This window comes from Muribaculum gordoncarteri (assembly GCF_004803695.1).
GTDB classification, from domain to species: domain Bacteria; phylum Bacteroidota; class Bacteroidia; order Bacteroidales; family Muribaculaceae; genus Muribaculum; species Muribaculum gordoncarteri.
Genome location: NZ_CP039393.1, coordinates 2045599 through 2066975 on the forward strand (window position 1 = coordinate 2045599; position 21377 = coordinate 2066975).

A 21377-nucleotide genomic window follows, 5' to 3' on the forward strand; every position below is an offset into this window, starting at 1 on the left:
CATAAAAACATTCACGGCAAAAATTCATTTGCGCTTACGCGAGAAAAACGAGCGCATAATCTCGGCACACTCCTCCTCCATGACTCCCGAAACGACCACCGACTTAGGGTGAAACGGAGTGCGTGACGTGAATGTGGTGAACCCTCGCTTTGTGTCGGGGGCACCGTAGACAATACGCTTCAGCTGACTCCAGCCTATCGCTCCGGCACACATAATGCAAGGTTCGACCGTGACATAGAGCGTGCAGTCGTCAAGATATTTCCCGCCCAGATAATTGGCGGCAGCCGTGATGGCCTGCATCTCGGCATGGGCCGTGACATCGTTCAACTTTTCGGTGAGATTGTGACCTCGTCCTATTATGCGACCCTTGCTCACCACAACGGCGCCAATGGGCACCTCATCCTCCTCGTAAGCCCTGCGAGCCTCGTCAATAGCCACTTTCATGAAATGGCGATCCTCATCATTTTCAATCATAATAAATCGAGGGACATGCCCTCATAAGCAATTATAGTGTTTGGAAATATCTCTTTGGCCTCTTCAAGATGCTTCGCCTCGTCAATGTAACGCTTGGAAAAGTGTCCGAGCACAAGGCGGTTGGCGCCTGCAAGCCGAGCTATTCGCGCAGCCTCGGCAGCAGTAGAGTGACCTCTTGTGCGAGCCTTGTCGGCATATTCGTCGGTATATGTCGCCTCGTGGTAGATAGTGTCGACACCTTCCACCGCAGCCGCTACGCGCTCATCGTAGACAGTGTCGGAACAGTAGGCGTAACTTACCGCAGCATCGGCCGGCAATGTGAGCCACTCATTGGGTATCACACGGCCGTCATCAGTAACGAAGTCGGCACCGCCCTTTATGGCCTGATATTGGCGTATCGGCACATTATAGAACCGCACCATGTCGCCTCGCAGATGACGCGGCTTTGGCTTCTCGGCAAACACAAATCCCGAGCATGGCACGCGGTGATATAGCGGGAATGACCTCACGACAAGCGAGTCATTCTCAAAAATCACCTCATTGCCTCGCGGATTGATGACATTATAGTGAATCGTGAATGGAGTTTCACGACAGAAAAAGTCAAGCATGGTCTTGAAAATCTCGACACCCTCCTTGAATGTATGTATCGTTATGTCGCCTCCCTCACGCCCGGTAAGCGCCAGTGTCGACACAAGGCCGGGTAATCCGAGGCAATGGTCGCCGTGCAGATGCGAGATGAAGATGTGGGACAGCCGCGAGAATTTAAGGCGTTGACGACGCATCGACAACTGAGCCCCCTCGCCACAATCGATCATAAACAGATTGTCGCGAAAGTCCAGCACCTGACAACTCGGCAGATGTCGCAAGGTGGGTGTCGCGGAACCGCATCCTAAATAATTTATTTGAAATTTTGCCATATCCGCAAAGTTAATGCTTTTATTGAAAAATAGAGCCTGAGCCTTGACATTTCATTACAGCCCTTAATAATGAATTTTTATATACAAATGTAAAAAAGCAACAGCTTAGATGGCTCATTTTGCCGTATTCTGGCCCATATTAACATTATTAAGGTTAATTTACGATAAAAAGTTAACCTTTGGTTTGGATATAAATGAATTATAAATTATTTTTGAATCAGTTTTTTCATAGGATTAGATTTTTAAGGTTTACAAGCGGTGCGGTCGTCGTGAGATGATCGCATCGATCTTTTTATAGGGTAGCTCCGACATCAGAACGGCTTGCGATACTTGTCGGGGTTGGTATCGTCGAGAATGCTCAGATAGGACGCATAACGCGACTGCGAAATGTAGTGATCATCAAGCGCTTTCAGCACCGCACATCCCGGCTCGTGGGTGTGAGTACAGTTGCCGTACTTGCAATCGGCCGAAATCTTGAATATCTCGGGGAAAAAGTGGGCAATCTCATGCTTGTCAAAGTCAATGGTACCGAATCCCTTTATGCCCGGAGTATCGATAATCCATCCCCCTTCAGGGAGCGGAAACATCTCGGAAAACGTGGTGGTGTGCATACCCGTATCGTGCATGTCGGAAATAGAACCTGTCCTCAAGTCAAGGTCGGGCAACAACGCATTTATTATCGTAGATTTCCCCACTCCCGAATTTCCCGAAAACAGCGATATCTTATCCTTCAAACGCTCTCTCAATTCAGTCATGCCTTCACCGGTAAGAGCCGAAATTTCCAATACATCATATCCTATCGTGCGATATAACGATGCCACGGCCTCGCAATACTCCTTATCTTCGTCATCGGTGAGCAAGTCCACCTTATTTATAAGCAACACGGCAGGCACCCTATAGGCCTCGGCCGTAGCAAGGAAACGGTCGATAAATGTTGTAGAAGTAACCGGATGAGCCAATGTAACGACAAGAAAGGCACAATCAAGATTGGCCGCTATTATGTGCGACTCCTTGGAGAGGTTGCTTGCACGCCTTATTATATAGTTTTTACGCGGTTGTATGGCAGTTATGAAAGCGTTACCGTCGGGATTGACCGATATTGTCACACGGTCGCCCACAGCTACAGGATTGGTAGTGCGAATTCCCTTCAGACGGAAATTCCCCTTTATCTTACAATTGACATCCTCGCCGTTATCGGCGTGAACCACATACCAACTTCCGGTATTCTTTATAACCAAGCCGTCCATATAAAAATATTAAAGTCTATTCACCTATTACCGTAGCGACAATTTTGCGGGAACCTCCGTAATCGCGAAACTCACACAGGTATATGCCCTGCCATGTACCGAGATTCAACCGCCCGTCGGTAATGGGAATCGTAAGTGACGCTCCCACCATCACCGACTTGGCATGAGCCGGCATGTCGTCATCGCCTTCAAGAGTGTGAAGATAATAAGGAGCATTCTCGGGCACGAGCCTGTTGAAAATCTCGTTCAAGTCGTGACGCACATCGGGGTCGGCGTTCTCATTCAGGGCAAGCGCCGCCGAAGTGTGCTTTACGAGCAGATTCAACAATCCTTTCCTGGGCAGGACCGGGAGCTGACGCAATATATCGCCCGTCACGAGATGGATTCCGCGACGCCGCGGAGCAAGAGCAAATTCTGTTTGTTCAATCATAATGTCGCAAAGGTAACAAAATTTCCAACTGCTACCAAAAACGCGTCATAGCGATTGATAGTTCGACTCATGTATATTCAAATTTGCAATATTTACACTATCGAAAACTTTTATGAGTGAAATTTGTTAATAAGTTGAGTTATAAATTGCAAAATATATGTAATTTTGTAGCTATTATTGAGAAATATCATTATGTCTAACATTAAAATAACCCAACAATGAACATTGACACTATTGGCACAAATGCCGGTTCCGTATGGAATGCACTTAATGAAGCTGATGCTCTTGGCTTGAAGCAGATTAAGAAGATAACCAAGCTGAAAGACAAAGAGCTTTATGCAGCCTTAGGATGGCTCGCACGTGAAGGTAAAATCCTCATCGCCGAGGGCGAAGACGAGAAAGACCTTATTGTTTCACTTGCTCAATAATGAATTTATATCCATTATAAACCCTTATCAGGAAGGCGATTGACCGTAAGGGCAAATCGCCTTCTTTTACACCACCTCTCCCAGATCGATTATATTGTAATTTGCAATGTCATCACTTATGTTAAATCACTTTAAATTTGGCACATAGTCCAATTTTGCAAGCGATTTTGATTAACTTTGTCCGTTTTTTTTCACATCTCAAATTTTATTACAATAATAACAACATTATGAACATTGCTAAATCGATTTTAAACTTTGCCTTGCTCGCATGTTGTGTGCTTTTTACAGGATGCAACAGCGATGACGATTCTCCTCTCACATTTTACGGAGATGAGTACTCGGTAAGAGTGGGGGTAAACGAGGGTATTCCGTTTACGGGCGGAACCAACGATCTGTCGGTAAAGGTAGCCAATCCCTACCTTCTTGAAGCATCCATAAGCCAGCTTAAAGGTCTTGTGGTAACCGGCAAGGCTGTAGGACGCACCTCCATCGCCGTAAGCGACAACGGAGTCACTCCACCCGTCAACAAGACACTAAAAGTGAATGTAGTGCCGATGAATCTTGCATTCGTCGTAACGGACAACCAGAGCGGTATTTCAATCTTCAACGCAGGAAACGGCATATTCCTTGCCAAGGAAGGCTCAAACTATAATTTCTATGTAGTAGAGCGCAACTCTTCACTTGACAAGATACACGCCAAAGGCACCTACAGCTTCTCGGTAGAAAGCGGCCGTCCCTACATCACAATGAACTTCCTGGACAAGGGCCAGTCAATGAGCGTAAAATTCTCGCTTGACTCAACTCCGCTCGGACTGTTGAGCATTCTGCAGCGTTATCTCGATCCTGAAACACTGAAGGACTTCAAGAATGACAACGCATCAAGCGACGGCCAGTACCTTATGATGTCGGATGTTACAGCATCTTCAAAATACATCAGGGCAGCATTCTCACCCGTTTACGTGTTGCCTCCGAGTGTATTCGGCATATAAACCACAACCTAAACTGATTCTACAGGCAAGGCGGTTCACAGTCTTTGCCTGTAGAACCTGACAACTACGAGGGATTTTATTTTTTGGACTATTTATCTTGTCTTTTATGGTGCTATTTACCAAGCCTATAACATCCGGGCGCAATTTAATCATGCTGCTCGTTTTGTTTTCACTTACATTTGAGAGTTGCAAAAAAACAGAAACGACACTTCCTGTCGTGGCTGTCGAGCCATCGCAGGAAGACGATGTTGAAATATACGGAGAATATGTGGGTCGTGTGCGTGCACAACAATTCGTAGAAGTAAGAGCGCGTGTCGAAGGTTATCTTGAACGAATGCTCTTTGAGGAAGGCACATACGTAAACAAGAACCAGGTGCTGTTCATTATCAACCAGGACCAGTACAAGGCCAAGGTTGACAAAGCACGGGCACAGTTGAAAAAGGATGAGTCGCAAGAGCAGAAAGCCAAGCGCGACCTCGACCGAATAAGACCGCTCTATGAGCAGAATGCAGCAAGCCAGCTCGACCTCGACAATGCAATAGCCGCCTACGAAACGGCCAAGGCATCGGTGTCGATGAGCAAGGCCGACCTCGCCCAGGCCGAACTTGAACTTGGCTACACGACAGTGCGCTCGCCACTGTCGGGACACATCAGCGAACGTAACGCCGACTTAGGTACACTTGTAGGCCCCGGCGGAAAATCGCTTCTCGCAACCATAGTAAAGAGCGACACCGTGCTTATCGACTTCAGCATGACCGCACTCGACTACCTTAAGAGCAAGGAGCGCAACGTTGACCTTGGCCAACAGGATGCGTCACGCTCATGGCAGCCCTACGTAACAATAACGCTTGCCGACAACACCGTGTATCTGCACAAAGGGCTTGTGGATTTCGCAGAACCGCAGGTCGATCCCAACACCGGAACATTCTCGGTGAGAGCCGAGATGCCCAATCCCGAACGCGCAATCCTGCCGGGACAGTTCACCAAAGTAAAGCTGCTGCTCGATGTACGCGAGCACGCCACCGTTGTGCCCCGCAAGGCGGTGACGATTGAAAAGGGCGGAGCCTACGTGTATGTGATGCGTCGCGACTCGACAGTGGAGAAACGCTTCATCGAGGTAGGCCCCGAATTTGAAAACAATGTAGTGGTAGAACGCGGTGTTGTTCCCAACGAAAACATCGTGACAGAGGGCCATCACAAGCTGTCGCCGGGCATGAAGGTGCGTGTAGGCACCGTTCCCGCCGAACATCAGGCCGCAACAAAAAACAACGATTCACTTCCCACAGCCACCGAATAACAAAAGCCTATGAAAGTAAGCTTCTTTATTGACCGACCTGTCTTTTCGATGGTTCTGTCAATCCTGATTGTAATAATAGGAGTGATAGGATTGACAATGCTTCCCATCGACCAATATCCGCAAATCACGCCTCCCGTGGTTAAGATAAGCGCGTCATATCCCGGGGCAAGCGCACTGACGGTGTCACAGGCCGTGGCCACACCTATCGAACAGGAACTCAACGGTACGCCGGGAATGCTCTACATGGAGTCGTCAAGCTCCAACTCGGGAGGCTTCTCGGCAACAGTGACATTTGACATCTCAGCCAATCCCGACCTTGCCGCCGTAGAGATACAGAACCGCATAAAGCTCGCCGAATCGCGACTCCCGACCGAAGTCGTGCAAAACGGCATATCGGTCGAGAAACAGGCCGCAAGCCAGCTGCTTACGCTGTGCCTCACCTCGACCGACCCTAAATTTGATGAGATATACCTGAGTAACTTCGCGACACTCAACGTAGTCGACCTGCTGCGACGCATTCCCGGTGTGGGACGAGTTTCCAACATCGGCAGCCGATACTATGCAATGCAGATATGGGTACAGCCCGACAAGCTCGCCAACCTCGGCATCACAGTTGCCGACCTGCAAAAGGCGCTTAAGGACCAGAACCGCGAGTCGGCCGCCGGAGTGCTTGGACAGCAGCCCGTTACAGGACTTGATGTGACAATCCCCATCACCACGCAGGGACGACTTTCGTCGGTGAGCCAGTTTGAAGAGATCGTGGTGAGAGCCAATCCCGACGGTTCGATCATACGCCTCCGCGATGTGGCCCGCATATCGCTTGAAGCGCAGTCCTACAATACCGAGAGCGGAATAAACGGCGAAAACGCCGCTGTGCTTGCCGTGTACATGCTTCCCGGAGCCAATGCCATGGAGGTTGCTGACAAGGTAAAAGCCGCCATGGTCGACATAAGCAAGAACTTCCCTGACGGATTGAGCTACAGAATACCCTTCGACATGACCACCTACATTTCCGAGTCAATCCATGAAGTGTACAAGACGCTCTTCGAGGCTCTCGCACTGGTTATATTTGTCGTGTTCCTGTCGCTGCAAAGCTGGCGAGCCACGCTTATTCCCCTTATAGCCGTGCCCATATCGCTGATCGGAACATTCGGCTTCATGCTCATATTCGGCTTCTCGCTCAACATCCTTACCCTGCTCGGTCTTGTACTCGCCATAGGTATAGTGGTGGACGACGCCATAGTGGTGGTCGAGAATGTCGAACGCATAATGGACGAGGAGCATCTGCCGCCCTACGAAGCCACACAGAAGGCGATGAAGAGCCTCACAAGCCCCATCATCGCTACCTCTCTGGTTCTGGCTGCCGTATTTGTCCCGGTAAGCTTCCTCGGCGGAATCACGGGACAGCTCTATCGTCAGTTCACCGTAACCATCGTGGTGTCGGTGCTCCTTTCAGCCGTGGTGGCATTGACGCTAAGCCCCGTTATGTGCTCGCTAATACTTAAGCCCAGTACGCCCAACGAGAAGAAGAACATCGTATTCCGCAAAATCAACCAATGGATAAGCACCGGAAACAACCGTTACATCCAGATAATATGCCAGACACTGCGCAACAAGAAGCGCGTTATGGCGGCATTCGGTGTAATGATTGCGTTGATTTTTCTCATAAACCGGCTCATGCCTACGAGCTTCCTCCCCATTGAGGACCAGGGTTACTTCAAGGTAGAGCTTGAACTTCCCGAAGGTGCGACACTCGAAAGGACACGCCAGGTAACCGAGCGTGCAGTGAGCTACCTGATGGCCAATCCGGCAGTAGAGTACGTGCAAAGTGTGGCCGGAAGCAGCTCACAAGTGGGCACAAGCCAGGCACGCAGCGAACTGACCGTGATACTGAAGCCTTGGGAAGAACGTGACGATGAAACAATCGACGACATAATGGAGGTGGTGAAACATGACCTCGCCGAATATCCCGAATGTAAAGCCTATCTGTCGCGTCCGCCGGTAATTCCCGGACTCGGAACCTCGGGCGGATTTGAGATGCAGCTTGAAGCGAGAAGCGACGCCACCTTTGACGACCTTGTCAACGCCACCGACACCCTACTCTACTATGCGTCACAGCATAAGGAGATTACGGGTCTGTCATCGTCGCTTCAAGCCGACATTCCGCAACTCTACTTCGATGTCGACCGCGACAAGGTGAAGTTTGCAGGCGTTCCGCTCGCCGATGTATTCGCAACGATGAAAGCCTATACAGGCTCGGTCTATGTCAACGACTTCAATATGTTTAACCGCATATACCGCGTCTACATCCAGGCCGAAGCCCCCTACCGCGAGCATCGCGAAAACATAAACATGTTCTATGTAAGAGGCAGCGGCGACTCCATGGTTCCGCTCACCTCGCTAGGCAACACATCCTACACCACAGGTCCCGGCAGCATAAAGCGATTCAACATGTTTAACAGTGCCGTAATCAGGGGTGAAGCGTCGAAAGGACACAGCTCGGGACAGGCCATGGAGATTCTCGAAGAGATTGCCCGCGAACACCTTCCCGAGAACATAGGCGTTGAATGGAGCGGACTATCCTATCAGGAGAAACAGGCCGGAGGCAAGACCGGACTTGTGCTGTCGCTTGTATTTCTTTTCGTATTCCTTTTCCTTGCAGCCCTTTACGAGAGCTGGACGGTGCCGGTAGCCGTGTTGCTGTCACTGCCCGTAGCTGCATTGGGCGCCTATCTCGGAGAGTGGATGTGCGGCCTTGAAAACGACATATATTTCCAGATAGGTCTTGTAATGCTAATGGGTATGGCCGCCAAGAACGCAATCCTTATCGTAGAGTTTGCCAAAGAGCAGACCGACAAGGGCGACGATGCCTACGAAGCGGCACTCTTCGCCTCAAAGCTGCGATTCCGCCCCATCCTCATGACTTCGCTGGCGTTCATTCTCGGAATGTTGCCGATGGTCATCGCCTCGGGTCCCGGATCGGCCAGCCGACAGGCCATAGGCACGGGCGTGTTCTTCGGAATGATATCTGCCGTCGTATTCGGCATCCTGCTTGTGCCCTTCTTCTTCGTAATCGTATATCGCTCAGTCGCCAAGTTCAAGGTGATACGCCGAGGCATAAAATTACCTTCGTTCAAAAAATGATTCACTGTATATGAAATCCAAATTGCTACTTTCGATAATCGTCGTGACACTTATGAGCTCATGCAAGCTCGGACATAAGTTCTCACAACCCGACCTCTACCTGCCGCAGAGCATCGACACGATGCAGGTCGAGGAGGCGTCGATCGCCGACATGCAGTGGTGGCAGATATACACCGACACCACCCTGCAAGCCTTGATAAACAAGACTCTTGAAAACAACAAGGACCTCAAGATAGCCGCCGCACGCATCGCCCAGATGGCGGCCATGAAGCGCATCGACAACGCCAACATGCTGCCACAGCTCAACGGCAACATCTACGCACAAAAAGAGGCGCTGAATTATGGCGGCGACCACTACAAGAACGATCCCGAAGCGGGCATAAAGGCCACAATAACATGGGAGGCCGACCTGTGGGGCAATCTGCGATGGACGCGCGACAAAGGCATAGCGCAATACCTTGAAAGCGTGGAAAACCGCCGGGCCCTGACGGTGAGCATCATTGCACAGGTAGCGCAATCCTACTTCGAGCTCGTGGCTCTTGACAACGAGCTTGCAATCGTGCGCCGCACACTCAATGCACGAAAGGAGGGCGTGAGGCTTGCAAAACTGCGCTTTGAGGGCGGATTGACTTCGGAAACGCCCTATCAACAGGCGCAGGTGGAGTATGCCAAAACCGCCACCCATATTCCCGTGCTTGAGCGCGACATCACCCTTAAAGAGAATGAGATAGCCTTTCTTGCCGGAGAGTATCCCCGTCACATCGACCGAGTGCGTGAACCGAGCACGATACTTCTCCCCGAATCGCTTCCGATAGGCCTGCCGTCGACGCTGCTTGAACGCCGTCCCGACATACGCGCCGCCGAGCAGAAGCTTATAGCCGCCAACGCCGCAGTGGGAGTGGCATACACCAATATGTTTCCCCGGCTTTCGCTAACGGCCACCGGCGGAGTCGAGAGCGATGATTTCAGCAATCTGTTCAAATCGCCCATGTACTACCTCAGCTCCAATCTGCTTGGTCCGATACTTGACATGGGACGCCGACGCAGCGCCTACAAAGCTCAGATTGCCGCATACGAGCAAGAGTGCTACAGCTACGAGAAGTCGGTGCTCACCGCATTTAAGGAGGCTCGTAACGCAATCGTCGACTTCAACAAGGTCAAGGAGATTCATGAGTCGATGGTGCAGCTTGAACGCTCGGCCAAAACCACAATGGACATAGCTCAGCTGCAATACATCAACGGAGTGATCGGCTACATCGATGTGCTCGATGCCCAACGTAGCTACTTTGACGCCCAAATAGGTCTTAGCAATGCCGTGTGCAGCAAGCAACTTGCGCTCGTACAGCTATATAAGGCTCTCGGCGGAGGATGGTAACAACACATAGAAACAACGAGTGGGATTGTTCCATTAAGGATTCAATCCCACTCGTCATTTTTTTATTAACTTCGTTAAGGAAGTGAATTACCAACCGTTGTAGTGGATGTTTTCGGGTTTCCACTTGTCCTTGGGATGGTGTTCACCGGCGGGGTATCCCATCGGCACTACCGCAAGAGGCATTATAGAAGCCGGCATTCCAAGAACTTTACGCACCGCATCGATGCGGCTTTCATCGGGATAAACAGCGGTCCAAACGGCACCTACACCAAGGGCATTGGCTGCGATGAGCATGTTTTCGGTAGCAGCCGAAACATCCTGAATCCAGAATGCCTGTCCGTCACCTTCGAGTGCCTTGTCCAGGTCGCCGCAAGGAATGATGGCAAGCGGTGCGTGCTTGAGCATCTTGGCGTAAGGAAGACCTTCGGCAAGGCTGTCGAGAATTTCACGCTTATCAATAACTAGGGATACTCAGTTAATTGCCAACTAATTGTTTGCCAAAGTCGTAGATATTTTGTAACTTTACAATGAACCCCCGATGGACCCATCACGGGCTTATTCGGGGGTAATTCTTAAAATAATTGTACGTGAAGTTACGAAAAATATCCGAGATTACGGCCACGTTGCCGTTTACCGAGTTCGATTTCATGCAAAAATATCGCGAGAGTTTTGCCGTAAGCGAGCTCGGGCGCATCCATGCGCAATTGCCATTGAAAGAACTGGCAGAGAAAATCCGTTCGCATTTTCCCAAAACGCATCCTCAGGGCAACACTCCGATGTTCCCGCCGGAGGGAGAGGTGGCGCTGATGTTTCTCAAGCCATATACCGGACAGTCGGATGACGGCCTGATCGAGATGCTCAACGGCAGTATACACATACAGATGTTCTGCGGGGTGCTCATAGATCCGGCCAACCCCATAAAGAACGGCAAGATAGTCAGTGCTATCCGTCAGCGTATAGCCGGAGCTCTTGATATCAAAGAACTACAGAAATTGCTGTATGACAAGTGGGGCGGTTTGTTAAAAGACAAGAACCTGTGCCTGACCGACGCCACCTGTTACGAGAGCCATCTGCGATTCCCGACAGATGTAAAGCTGTTGTGGGAATGCTGCGAGTGGATTCAATCACTTATAAAAAAGACCTGCAAGGCGTTGAAGGAACGGTTGCCACGCAACAAGTATCGTGATATTGACCGCGACAGACTCACCTATGCCAAGCATCGCAAGCACACCAGGGCGGCAACCGCCAAACTCCGCCGTCGATTGCTCGGCCTGCTTTCCAAACAGATAGGTCAATGGAACAGAATCTGCAAGATACACACCGTTGACATCACGCTCACCGCAGAGCAAAGCAAGCGTCTCAGTGCATTAAAAGAGGTGTATCGCCAGCAGAGCGCACTTGCTCAGAAAAAGGAGGTGAAACACCGTATCGTCAGCATAGACCGTCCGTACATCCGTCCTATTGTCAGAGGCAAGGAGAACAAGCGAGTGGAGTTCGGAGTCAAGGTCAACAACATCCAGATTGACGGAATTTCATTCATCGAACACCATTCCTTCGAAGCCTTCAACGAGGGCGTGAGATTACAGGAGTGTATTGAATATCAACAGGAACTGACCGGTATCAAAGTGACCAGGGTAGGGGCAGACACCATCTATGCCAACAACGACAACCGGCGGTATTGCACCGAAAACGGCATGACGACCTGTTTTGTCCGCAAAGGCCCGAAGCCCAAGGATGAAGATGCTGACATAAGCACAGCCCGACGAATAATCGGGACACTGCGCTCTACCGCCATGGAGGGCAGTTTCGGTAATCAGAAACAACACTACAGCGTTGGCCGGATAGCGGCACGCAACTCCCGCAGCGAAACCCTGCTGCTCTTTTTCGGCATCCACATGGCAAACGCCGCAACACTTGCCGCCCGACAACTCGCCATCGAAGAAAAAGAGAAGCAGTTACAAAAACAGCGAGCGTGAAAAATCATACTGTCATCTCATCTCCGAAGCACATCGGAGGCGAATCAGTGTATCCCTATTTGTCCGAAATGTCATATTTTATCGCCGAGAATTGAAAATTTGCCCTCATAATCAAAACAGCACCGCCATAGGGCGACCACGCTCCATTTTCAGCTTGATAAATCAAGCCATTAACTGAATATCCCTAACTACAAACGCCCACGGCTGACGATTGACAGCGGTGGGAGCCGACATTGCCGCACGCAGAATCATGTCGACAGTGTCCTTTGCAATCGCACGCGAAGCATCGTACTGGCGCACACTCGTGCGGGTATATATGGCGTCAAGAGCCTGATTGGATTCAACAACGGGAGCTTTCTCGCTTGATGTCGAATTGTTACAACTTGTAGTGGTCAACATTGTTGCAATTGTTAAGATGGCAATAGCCAATTTAGTTAATTTCATAATTTATCTTGTTATTTATAATGATGATGATTGCTAATTTGTTCACAGGCCATAAATTTAACGAATTTATCTTTAATACCCAATTTAATACCGAGAATCATGATTTATGAGTAAATTTGCATCAATATTCTCAGACAAAGAAATGGCAACACGCAGAAAAAGCAACAACAATACACGACGAAAGAAAAAATCGGGAAAAAACGGTCTTAGCAGAACGACAAAGTCATATTTCGCTTCACTGTGCACCCTTGTACTGGTGCTCATCGCATTGGTGTCGAAAAGTTTCTCGGGATGCAAGACACTAAACGGAGGATTCCTGTCGCACGGGCACATCCCCGACCTTGAACGGGTAGTGACGGCCAAGGGTACACCCGAACAGATTGTTAGCTACGAGGGCATGACGATTTCCTATAATCCGGCAAAGCATGTACCCAACTGGGTGGCATGGGAGCTGACCGCCGATGAAACCCGGGGCAAGGAACCTCGTGCTCAGAACTTTCAGGCTGACGAATCGGTAGCGGGATGCGCCGATCCTTGGGACTACTCCTATTCGGGATATGACCGCGGACACATGGCCCCGGCAAGCGACATGAAGTGGAGTCGAAATGCCATGAAGGAGTCATTTTACATGACCAACATCTGTCCGCAGGTGAAATCGTTTAATTCGGGCACATGGAAGCGACTTGAGGAGAAGTGCCGCACATGGGCGCAATGCGACAGCGCAATTGTAATCATAGCCGGCCCCGTATTGACCGACAGCATTACCGAATCGATAGGCGACAACCGGGTGGCTGTGCCAAAGCGTTTTTTCAAGATAATAGCGTCGCCCTATGCCAACCCTCCGCGAGGCATAGCGTTTATCCTCAACAACGGCAAGAACAAGGGCGGACTGCAGGAAGCCGCCGTGAGCATCGACAGCGTGGAATCGCTCACCGGTCATGACTTCTTCAGCACCCTGCCCGACGACATCGAGCGGCTTGTGGAGTCGCAATGCCGTTTCCACTATTGGAGTACACTAAAACCCACCGAAAAATGACAATTCACGACAATAACGACACGATATGCGCCATATCAACTCCTCACGGGGTTGGTGGCATAGCCGTAATACGCATAAGCGGCCGCGATGCCATAGCCGTAGTTGACCGACTGTGGAAAGGCCGCCGGCTGTCGGAATCGGCAAGTCACACCGCCCACCTTGGCACAATAGTCGACGACAATAGCGAGATTCTCGATCAAGCCGTGGCCACGGTGTTTCGCGGCCCCAACTCATTTACGGGTGAGGATGTTGTCGAGCTGTCGGTCCACGGTTCAAAATGGATACAGCGCGAAACGATAAATCTGCTTGTACGCACGGGATGCCGCATAGCCGATGCCGGCGAATTCACACGCCGTGCATTCGCTTCAGGCCGGCTCGACCTTGCCGAGGCTGAAGCCGTGGCTGATGTCATTGCATCGTCGTCGCGTGCGGCCCATCGGGTGGCGATGCGACAGATGCGCGGCGACTTCTCGGGCCGATTGAATTCACTGCGTGAGCAATTGCTGGAACTGGCTTCACTTCTTGAACTTGAGCTTGACTTCTCGGAGGAGGATGTAGAGTTTGCATCGCGTCGGAAGCTGCTCGACCTCGCCGACGAAATTCACAGTGTGGTAACGCGCCTTGCCGCAACATTTGCTACCGGCTCGGCACTGAAGGAGGGTATTCCGGTGTCGATTGTGGGTGCCACAAATGTTGGCAAATCAACGCTGCTCAACCGATTGCTGCACGACGATCGGGCAATCGTGAGCGACATACACGGAACGACCCGTGATGTAATCGAAGACACGATGGAGATAGGCGGCGTGCTGTTTCGCCTAATCGATACGGCAGGTCTTCGTTCGACCACTGACACAATAGAGGCATTGGGCATCGAACGCACCATCAACAAGCTGAAGAATGCATCGATAATATTGTGGATGGTCGATGCGACCGCCGGACAAGAGAACGCAGCGAAATCATGGGCTGAAATAGAATCACATCTATCGCCCGAACAACACCTCATAGCGGTGGTAAACAAGATTGACGCCGGCAACATAGACATAACTTCGCTTCTGCCCGAAGGGACCACGGTAATAAAGCTGTCGGCACGAAACGGCGAAGGCATATCGGCTCTCGAACAAGCCCTGGTGAATGCATCGGGCACAGGCGACCTGTCGCACAACGACATCATGGTGACAAATGCCCGCCACTATGAGGCTCTGACTCACGCCGCCAATGCCATAGCCCGCGCAATCGACGGACTAAAAGCCGGCCTGTCAGGCGACTTCATCGCCCAAGACATACGCGAAACCCTCCACTACCTCGGCGAAATCACCGGCACCATCACCACCCCCGACATCCTCGCCACCATCTTCTCCCGCTTCTGCATCGGAAAATGACGTAATTGTCACAATCCGTCACAATCCGTCACAATCCATTAGTACAGCGTGCTTTACGGCACGCTTTTTTCATGCCCTTACTGATGGATTCTAACGGATTCTGACCCCTTTTTCGCCCATTTTTGTATCCCGGTTGTATTTCGTCATCGACCGGGACCGAAAGCGCGAGATAAGTGATGGAGGATTTACACGTCAGTACACGTCGATACACGCCCATACACGCTTTTGGCGAAATAATTGGCGAAATAACCACTTATATAAAGCCAGTATGAGCAGTAACATTCAAATTGAAAAAGTCTGTCAGTGGTGCGGAAAAAACTTCATTGCCCGGACTACTCAGACTGCGTACTGTTCCAAACGATGCGCTGAACATGCCTATAAGGATAGAAAGCGCAAAGAGAAAATGGAACTGTGCAAAGAAGAGGTGCGTCGAGTTCAGACCGGGATGAAAGAAATTGACGAGAAAGAATTTCTCACTCCCCGTCAGGCAGCTCAGTATCTTGGTCTTTGCTATAAGACCTTTTACATCTATATCAATAAAGGTGTAATCAAGGCATGGAAACTCAACCGTAAGACCCTTGTCAAGCGAAGCGATATTGACACTCTATTCGCTGCGACGGAACGGACAACCATTGCACGAGAGGAAACTCCAATTTCTGAGTTTTACACTACACAGGAAGTTCTTGACAAATATCAGGTATCTAACGGCTGGTTTTGGAAAGTCTGTAAAGAAAAGAAAATCCCCAAGACCGTGTATCGTGGGAAAAACATGTGGAGCAAAGCCCATGTTGACCGGGCATTTGCAAAGAAACCAACTCCGGAGGGAATCACAGAGTGGTACACTGTTGCTGAAATCCAAGAGAAATTCGGGATGACACTATCAGCCATATACAACCTTGCTTCCAAGGAAGGAATTCCGAAAACTAAAGTCGGTAAAGAAGTACGCTATTCAAAGAATCATTTTGATGTGGCTAAAGGTGTGGCGGAACCTGAACCTCCGGCTGAATACACGATAGCAGAGGCTATGGTAAAGTTTGGCATGACCAGAGACCAGCTCTATCACTATGTCAAAACCTATAAGATAACCCGTACCAAGAGAGGCAAGTTTACCTATCTCTCCCGCAAAGAACTGGATGATTTGCTTGCGCCACCTACGATTTAGCCGAATCCGGCTATAGTGGCGCGATGGTGGCTGATTCCACCATGCAAACACTACCGAACTTTGCGTCAAACTTTTAACTCTTTCAAGATACAATGAATACCTGCACTAAAGTTTTCCTTCGTAAAAAGGAAATATCGGGCGACCGCATATCGCTCTACCTCGACTTCTATCCCCCAATCCGAAATCCTCACACCAACAGGCTCAGCCGCCGTGAGGGTCTGGGAATATATCTCTAGGGGCATCCGGCAAATGCCCGTGAACGAGAGTTCAACGCCTCCATGATGGAAAAGGCGGAGGCTATCCGTTGCCGTCGCTTCGAGCAGTTGCTCAACGAGCAGTTTGATTTTCTCGACAAGGAGAAACTGCGTATGGACTTCCTCGCCTACTTCAAGCAGAAGTGCCGTCAGAAATATCAGAAATGGGATTGCTTCTGCGCCATTTCACTATCTATTGTAAGGGCAAATGCACTTTCGGCGACCTTACTGTGGATTTCTGCAATGGCTTCCGCACATATCTTCTCTCCGCCCAGCGTCAGCGCAACAATGGCAAAGGGCCAATATCCCACAATTCTGCTGCGGGCTACTGGTCAACATTCCGCGCTCTGCTGAAAATCACCTATCAGGAGAAATATATCCGCGAAAATCTCAATGACTTTCTGGAAAAGATTGAGTGGAAGGAGGTCAAGAAGGAGTTTCTTACACTCGCAGAAGTCAAGCAGCTTGTCGCCACTCCCTGCAAGATACCCGTACTCAAACAAGCTGTGCTGTTCAGTTGCATGACAGGGCTACGAATCAGCGACATCCTGCAACTCTCATGGAAACATATCCAGATGGGTCAGGACGGAGGCTATCTAATCCGTCTCTGCACCGAGAAAACGGAAGAAGAAACGAATCTCCCAATCAGTGATGAAACACTGGCTCTGTGCGGAGAGCGTTCAGAAGGCCTTGTTTTCAATGGTCTGAAACGCCACATGGTCAACCATCCTCTGAAAGAGTGGATAAAGTCCGCGGGATTAACCCGACGCATCACTTTCCATGTGAGAAGACATATCAAATTTTCTTTCTTGCTAAAATTCAAGCACTTGCAAATTTTTGCAGCTTGACAGGTAACGATTTAGAAACCAGCGAAATTCTGTGTTTCACTTCGTTTTGCAGTAATTCAAAAGAACGCTTTTCCTAAATGCAAAGGTAATATTATTTTTTGAATAATAAACCTTTGCAGATAGTCAAATTCAATAAAATCGGCTATGGTTGCTTGAATTTATATTTAAGTCCATACTCTTCAAGTTTACTGTATAGTGCCGACCTGCTTATTCCCAACAGTTCGGCGGCAAGGCTCCGATTGCCGTTCGCTTGTTTCAACGCACGCATTATCCGTTCCTTATCCTCTGCATCATTGCGCAGGGCGAAACTGACGGGTGAGGTCGGTTTCGTCACGGCAAGTTCCAGATGCTCTTTCGTTACAACACCTTCTTGCGCCTGCAATACCGCACCCATGATTTTCTGCCGAAGTTCCCGCACGTTGCCCGGCCATGTGTGGATCAGCAATGCTTTACGGGCTTCGGGACTGAATCCGCCCACATTACACTCCAGTTCCTTGTTGGCAATCTCACGGAAGAACTCTGCCAACGGCATAATGTCTTCCTGACAGTCACGCAACGACGGCACGCTTATCACGAAGTCGTGCAGACGGTAGAGTAAATCCTGCCGGAAACGCTTTTCACTCACTGCCGCCTCCAGATCCTCGTTGGTGGCGGCGATGATGCGGACATTGAAACTTCTGTCCGAATTGTCACCGACCGGGCGATAACGTCTCTCTTGTATGGCACGGAGCAACATCTGTTGGGTTTCCAACGCGAGGTTGCCCACCTCGTCCAGAAACAACGTGCCACCTTCCGCTTCATGGAAATACCCTTTCTTGGTGCTGTCTGCACCTGTAAACGCTCCCTTGACGTGTCCGAAGAATGCCGACGGCGCAAGTTCTTTTGAGAGTGAACCGCAGTCAACCGCCACGAAGGGTTTGCCCGCACGTTTGCTCTTGTCGTGTAGGTAATGGGCGATATGCTCCTTGCCCGTGCCGTTCTCTCCGAATATCATCACACTCATATCGGTAGCGGCTACCAACCTTATGCGATGCATGATTTTCTGAAAGGCGGAACCTTCACGGACGAACACGGGCATACGGCGGTGTCCCATCTGACGCTCCTTCTGTATGGAACGGAGAAGTGGAATGAGTTTGTCCTCTATCAGTTTTTTAGGTATATAGTCTATCGAACCGAGTTTCATGCTCTCCACGGCAGTATGTACTTCGGCATAGTCGGTCATGATGATGAACGGCTGCATCTTTCCTTCCTTGCGCATCCAACGCAGCATGTCTATACCGTTGCCGTCAGGCAGGCGCAGGTCGGCAACTACTATGTCATTATCCGTTGCCTGTTGCAGATGTTTCTTCGCTGTCGATAGGTGGTAAGCTTTCACGGTATGGTAGCCCTCCCGTGCCAGCAGGTTGCAGACATATTCGCAATACACGATGTTGTCCTCCACCACGATTATTCTGGTCTTATCCATTTTCGTATTTTCTCCTTTCCTCTTTTGCCAGCCGGATTATTTCCGCGCCCTTATTCAATACTGCGGTAACAGCATGGCTTAACTCACTTTCTTCCGGTATAGCCTTTCCATGAAGCAATCCGTAAAGTTCCCTCAGCGGTTGGTCGGCACGGAGTACCTCCCACGAGCTACGCAAGTGGTGTGTCAAGGCATCAAGTTCTTGCAGGTCGTTTCGCGTTGCCGCATCCTGCATCAAGCGCATTTCCTTTTCAGTTTCCGTTATCAGTTTCTCCAGCATGACGGCCTCATTGCCGTATGACAGCAAGGTGGATAAGTCCGGCTTTCCGTCCAGAGTTTCTTTTATGCCGCACTTGTCCGAGACCTCCATCAGCTCCGATATGGAGAACGGCTTGAACAGGCATCCGGCAAAGCCTTTTGCCAAAAGTTCCTCCGCATCGCAACTGCCCGAAGCGGTTGCCACGACCACGGGGATTATCTATGAATTGCCCACGTTGGACGAACGCAGAAGTTCCAGCAACTCGAAACCGTTTATACCGGGCATATTCAAATCTGTCAGCAGCAGATTATATTCTTTCCGGCGTAGCATCTCCATCAGTTCCGCCGCATCGGTGCAAGTATCGCAGTGTATTCCCTCTTGGGCGTACATCTCTTTCTGCATCAGGAGCAACACCTCGTCATTGTCGATGGCGATGACATTGAGGTTTCTGTCTTTTCTGTGAATATACGTCTGTATTACTTGCTCCGGCACATCATCAGCTTTTTGCATCGGTATTTCCACCATGAAACGGCTTCCTTTCCCTTTTTCACTGTTCAGTCTGATTTTTCCATGAAGCATCGTCACGATATTATGAACGATGGCAAGTCCAAGTCCGAAACCGTCCTTTGCGGCGGCATTTGAGAGGCGTTCAAATGCGTCGAACACATGGTGCTGTTCCTCTTCGGTCATGCCCGTACCGGTGTCCTCGACGGTCAGTGTCAACACTCCGTTGGTATAGTCGGAAGTCAGTGACACACCACCTTTCTCTGTGAACTTGATGGCGTTTGACAGCAGGTTGTTACCGATTTGAACTATTCGCTCTTTGTCGGTCAATACAACAGCATCATTCCCGTTCTTCATGGTCAAGGACAGTCCCTTGTTCATGGCAACGGACATGAACTCCGTTTCAAGGATGTGCGTGATTGCTGAAATTCTGCAAGGTTGCATTTTGGGCTGTTCCTTGCCGTTATCCAAGCGGAAGAAGTCCAGCAGAGTGTTGAGCATAGCCCGCATACGGTCGGAGGATTGTTGTATGCTTTGAAGGAAATGCACATTGTTCCCATTGCTGCACTCTTTTTGCAACAGTTCGGCATAGCCTGTTATTGCCGTCAGCGGTGTACGCAACTCGTGGGTAATAGTATATACCGCTTTCTTTCGGGAGGTTATGAGTACCTCATTTTGTTGCACGGACTGTTCCAATTGCCCTATCAAATCCGTTGTCTGGCGTTTGTATCGTTTGATGCTCTTTGCATCATGGTGTATGATGATATAAGAAATGACCAACAGCAAAAGGACAAATCCCATCAAGCCGCCTATCTGCATAAATGATTTTTCACGCATGGCGGTTATCTCGGCTTCCCTGCTTTGTAAATCAGATTGTACCTTCTTTTCGATTTGGCAAATCAATCCTCGCAGTTGTCTGTTAAGTTCGGCATTACGAGCCGCAAGACTGTCGGCTTGTTCCGACAACCGACGGCTTTGTGCTTTCTGTTCGCTGACCATGTTTCTATCGGGAGAACGAAGCGTAGTCGTTGTTGTCAATGGCTTCGTTTTCTCTTTTTTACCGAATATGCCCAAGAATCCTTTGCGCTTCGGTTTCTTGGGCTGTTCCTGCACAATCTTCTGCACAATCACCGGTTCTTGGCTGGCTATCTTCCTGTTGATGGATTGTTGCTCATCCATTAACCGGACAATCTGGAATATCTGCCGTTCCTTATACTCCAAAAGACTGCGCACGCTGTCAACACGCTCAATTTTGTGAGTTACATTGAAACTGCATAATATACTGTCCAATGCAATACGTTGGGCATGGTAATTCTCCAAATCTGTTTCGTCCCAATCCAATATAGTTTCTCCCAACAAAGAGAACTCTATCAGTCGGATATGAATACGGTTTACATCCTTCCTGAATTCATTTATACGTCGATTGCCAACCTCCAATGCTTCCACTTCCTGCCATTCATGATGCCAAGTGTAGGCAATACATCCGATTAACAATGCAATAAGTGTATAGCCGAAAGCGACCGCTTTCTGAAGATGTTTCACTGTATGTTTACATCTATGATATTGACAGAAAAAAATTAATTATTTTGTTTTTCCAATTTTTGCAAATCCATTTGCATAGTTTCCTATAATATTGTGATTATCATCACAAATATATCCATTGAAGTAATATCCTATGAGTATTTTATTTTCGGTGAAAATATAGCCATTGGAATAGTTTCCAATCATTTTACCCTGGGTGTTAAATACATA

17 protein-coding genes and 2 pseudogenes are annotated in these 21377 nt (G+C 49.5%); 10 read left to right on the forward strand and 9 right to left on the reverse strand.

Going from position 1 to position 21377, the window contains the following annotated elements; genetic code table 11:
• Positions 1–24 precede the first annotated feature (24 nt).
• The 4 genes from E7746_RS09075 to E7746_RS09090 all read right to left on the reverse strand — a co-directional run bounded on the left by E7746_RS09075 (position 25) and on the right by E7746_RS09090 (position 3068).
• Positions 25–474 (reverse strand): nucleoside deaminase, encoded by a 450-nt coding sequence (locus E7746_RS09075; RefSeq protein WP_136410591.1) that lies wholly within the window; start codon positions 472–474, stop codon positions 25–27.
• On the reverse strand, positions 471–1391 hold the full coding sequence (locus tag E7746_RS09080; protein WP_136410592.1) for a ribonuclease Z: 921 nt from the start codon (positions 1389–1391) through the stop codon (positions 471–473). Before E7746_RS09080 ends, E7746_RS09075 begins: the two co-directional genes overlap by 4 nt.
• Before the next feature lie 311 nt (positions 1392–1702).
• Entirely contained in the window at positions 1703–2638 is a 936-nt protein-coding gene (rsgA, locus tag E7746_RS09085; RefSeq protein WP_136410593.1) for a ribosome small subunit-dependent GTPase A, read from the reverse strand.
• 16 nt (positions 2639–2654) lie between these two features.
• Positions 2655–3068 carry a secondary thiamine-phosphate synthase enzyme YjbQ gene (locus E7746_RS09090; RefSeq protein WP_136410594.1) on the reverse strand — a complete coding sequence of 138 codons (414 nt, stop codon included), beginning with the start codon at positions 3066–3068 and terminating at the stop codon, positions 2655–2657.
• Positions 3069–3286: 218 nt separating this feature from the next.
• Here E7746_RS09090 and E7746_RS09095 point away from each other — a divergent pair, with 218 nt between their 5' ends.
• The 5 genes from E7746_RS09095 to E7746_RS09115 all read left to right on the forward strand — a co-directional run bounded on the left by E7746_RS09095 (position 3287) and on the right by E7746_RS09115 (position 10301).
• Positions 3287–3496, forward strand: coding sequence for a winged helix-turn-helix domain-containing protein (locus tag E7746_RS09095; RefSeq protein ID WP_123396526.1), 210 nt, complete (start codon positions 3287–3289; stop codon positions 3494–3496).
• Positions 3497–3723: 227 nt separating this feature from the next.
• Positions 3724–4485, forward strand: a complete 762-nt coding sequence (locus E7746_RS09100) for a pilus assembly protein N-terminal domain-containing protein (RefSeq protein WP_136410595.1) — start codon at positions 3724–3726, stop codon at positions 4483–4485.
• A 151-nt stretch (positions 4486–4636) separates the two neighbouring features.
• Positions 4637–5782 carry an efflux RND transporter periplasmic adaptor subunit gene (locus E7746_RS09105; protein WP_238337162.1) on the forward strand — a complete coding sequence of 382 codons (1146 nt, stop codon included), beginning with the start codon at positions 4637–4639 and terminating at the stop codon, positions 5780–5782.
• A gap of 9 nt (positions 5783–5791) precedes the next feature.
• The gene (locus tag E7746_RS09110) at positions 5792–8926 is read left to right on the forward strand and encodes an efflux RND transporter permease subunit (RefSeq protein WP_136410597.1); all 3135 of its coding nucleotides are present in this window, start codon (positions 5792–5794) and stop codon (positions 8924–8926) included.
• Between the two features lie 10 nt (positions 8927–8936).
• Complete coding sequence (locus tag E7746_RS09115) at positions 8937–10301, forward strand: efflux transporter outer membrane subunit (protein WP_136410598.1); 1365 nt, start codon at positions 8937–8939, stop codon at positions 10299–10301.
• An 87-nt stretch (positions 10302–10388) separates the two neighbouring features.
• On the opposite strand, the gene E7746_RS09120 is transcribed toward E7746_RS09115, so the two are convergent.
• Positions 10389–10760 (reverse strand): nitroreductase family protein, encoded by a 372-nt coding sequence (locus tag E7746_RS09120; RefSeq protein ID WP_317130904.1) that lies wholly within the window; start codon positions 10758–10760, stop codon positions 10389–10391.
• Positions 10761–10888: 128 nt separating this feature from the next.
• Here E7746_RS09120 and E7746_RS09125 point away from each other — a divergent pair, with 128 nt between their 5' ends.
• Positions 10889–12277, forward strand: a complete 1389-nt coding sequence (locus E7746_RS09125) for a DDE transposase (RefSeq protein WP_136409462.1) — start codon at positions 10889–10891, stop codon at positions 12275–12277.
• A gap of 162 nt (positions 12278–12439) precedes the next feature.
• Here the strand turns inward: E7746_RS09125 and E7746_RS09130 are convergent, their stop codons facing one another.
• Positions 12440–12721 carry a nitroreductase family protein gene (locus E7746_RS09130; RefSeq protein ID WP_136410600.1) on the reverse strand — a complete coding sequence of 94 codons (282 nt, stop codon included), beginning with the start codon at positions 12719–12721 and terminating at the stop codon, positions 12440–12442.
• Positions 12722–12863: 142 nt separating this feature from the next.
• On the opposite strand from E7746_RS09130, the gene E7746_RS09135 reads away from it, so the two are divergent.
• The 4 genes and pseudogenes from E7746_RS09135 (at position 12864) to E7746_RS09150 (ending at position 17477) form a co-directional block, all read left to right on the forward strand.
• Positions 12864–13757, forward strand: coding sequence for a DNA/RNA non-specific endonuclease (locus E7746_RS09135; RefSeq protein ID WP_168184349.1), 894 nt, complete (start codon positions 12864–12866; stop codon positions 13755–13757).
• The gene (gene mnmE / locus E7746_RS09140; protein ID WP_136410602.1) at positions 13754–15136 is read left to right on the forward strand and encodes a tRNA uridine-5-carboxymethylaminomethyl(34) synthesis GTPase MnmE; all 1383 of its coding nucleotides are present in this window, start codon (positions 13754–13756) and stop codon (positions 15134–15136) included. The genes E7746_RS09135 and mnmE overlap by 4 nt, the downstream gene beginning before the upstream one ends.
• 268 nt (positions 15137–15404) lie before the next feature.
• Positions 15405–16298, forward strand: coding sequence for a helix-turn-helix domain-containing protein (locus tag E7746_RS09145; protein WP_136410603.1), 894 nt, complete (start codon positions 15405–15407; stop codon positions 16296–16298).
• Positions 16299–16390: 92 nt separating this feature from the next.
• Positions 16391–17477: pseudogene (locus E7746_RS09150) on the forward strand (tyrosine-type recombinase/integrase).
• A 65-nt stretch (positions 17478–17542) separates the two neighbouring features.
• Here E7746_RS09150 and E7746_RS09155 read toward each other — a convergent pair.
• From E7746_RS09155 to E7746_RS15130, 3 genes and pseudogenes are all read right to left on the reverse strand, one after another.
• Positions 17543–18865, reverse strand: coding sequence for a sigma-54-dependent transcriptional regulator (locus E7746_RS09155; protein ID WP_027201744.1), 1323 nt, complete (start codon positions 18863–18865; stop codon positions 17543–17545).
• A pseudogene (locus E7746_RS09160) lies at positions 18858–21167 on the reverse strand (hybrid sensor histidine kinase/response regulator). The gene E7746_RS09155 and the pseudogene E7746_RS09160 overlap by 8 nt, the downstream one beginning before the upstream one ends.
• Before the next feature lie 39 nt (positions 21168–21206).
• On the reverse strand, positions 21207–21353 hold the full coding sequence (locus tag E7746_RS15130) for a hypothetical protein (protein ID WP_157517392.1): 147 nt from the start codon (positions 21351–21353) through the stop codon (positions 21207–21209).
• Between the last annotated feature and the right edge of the window lie 24 nt (positions 21354–21377).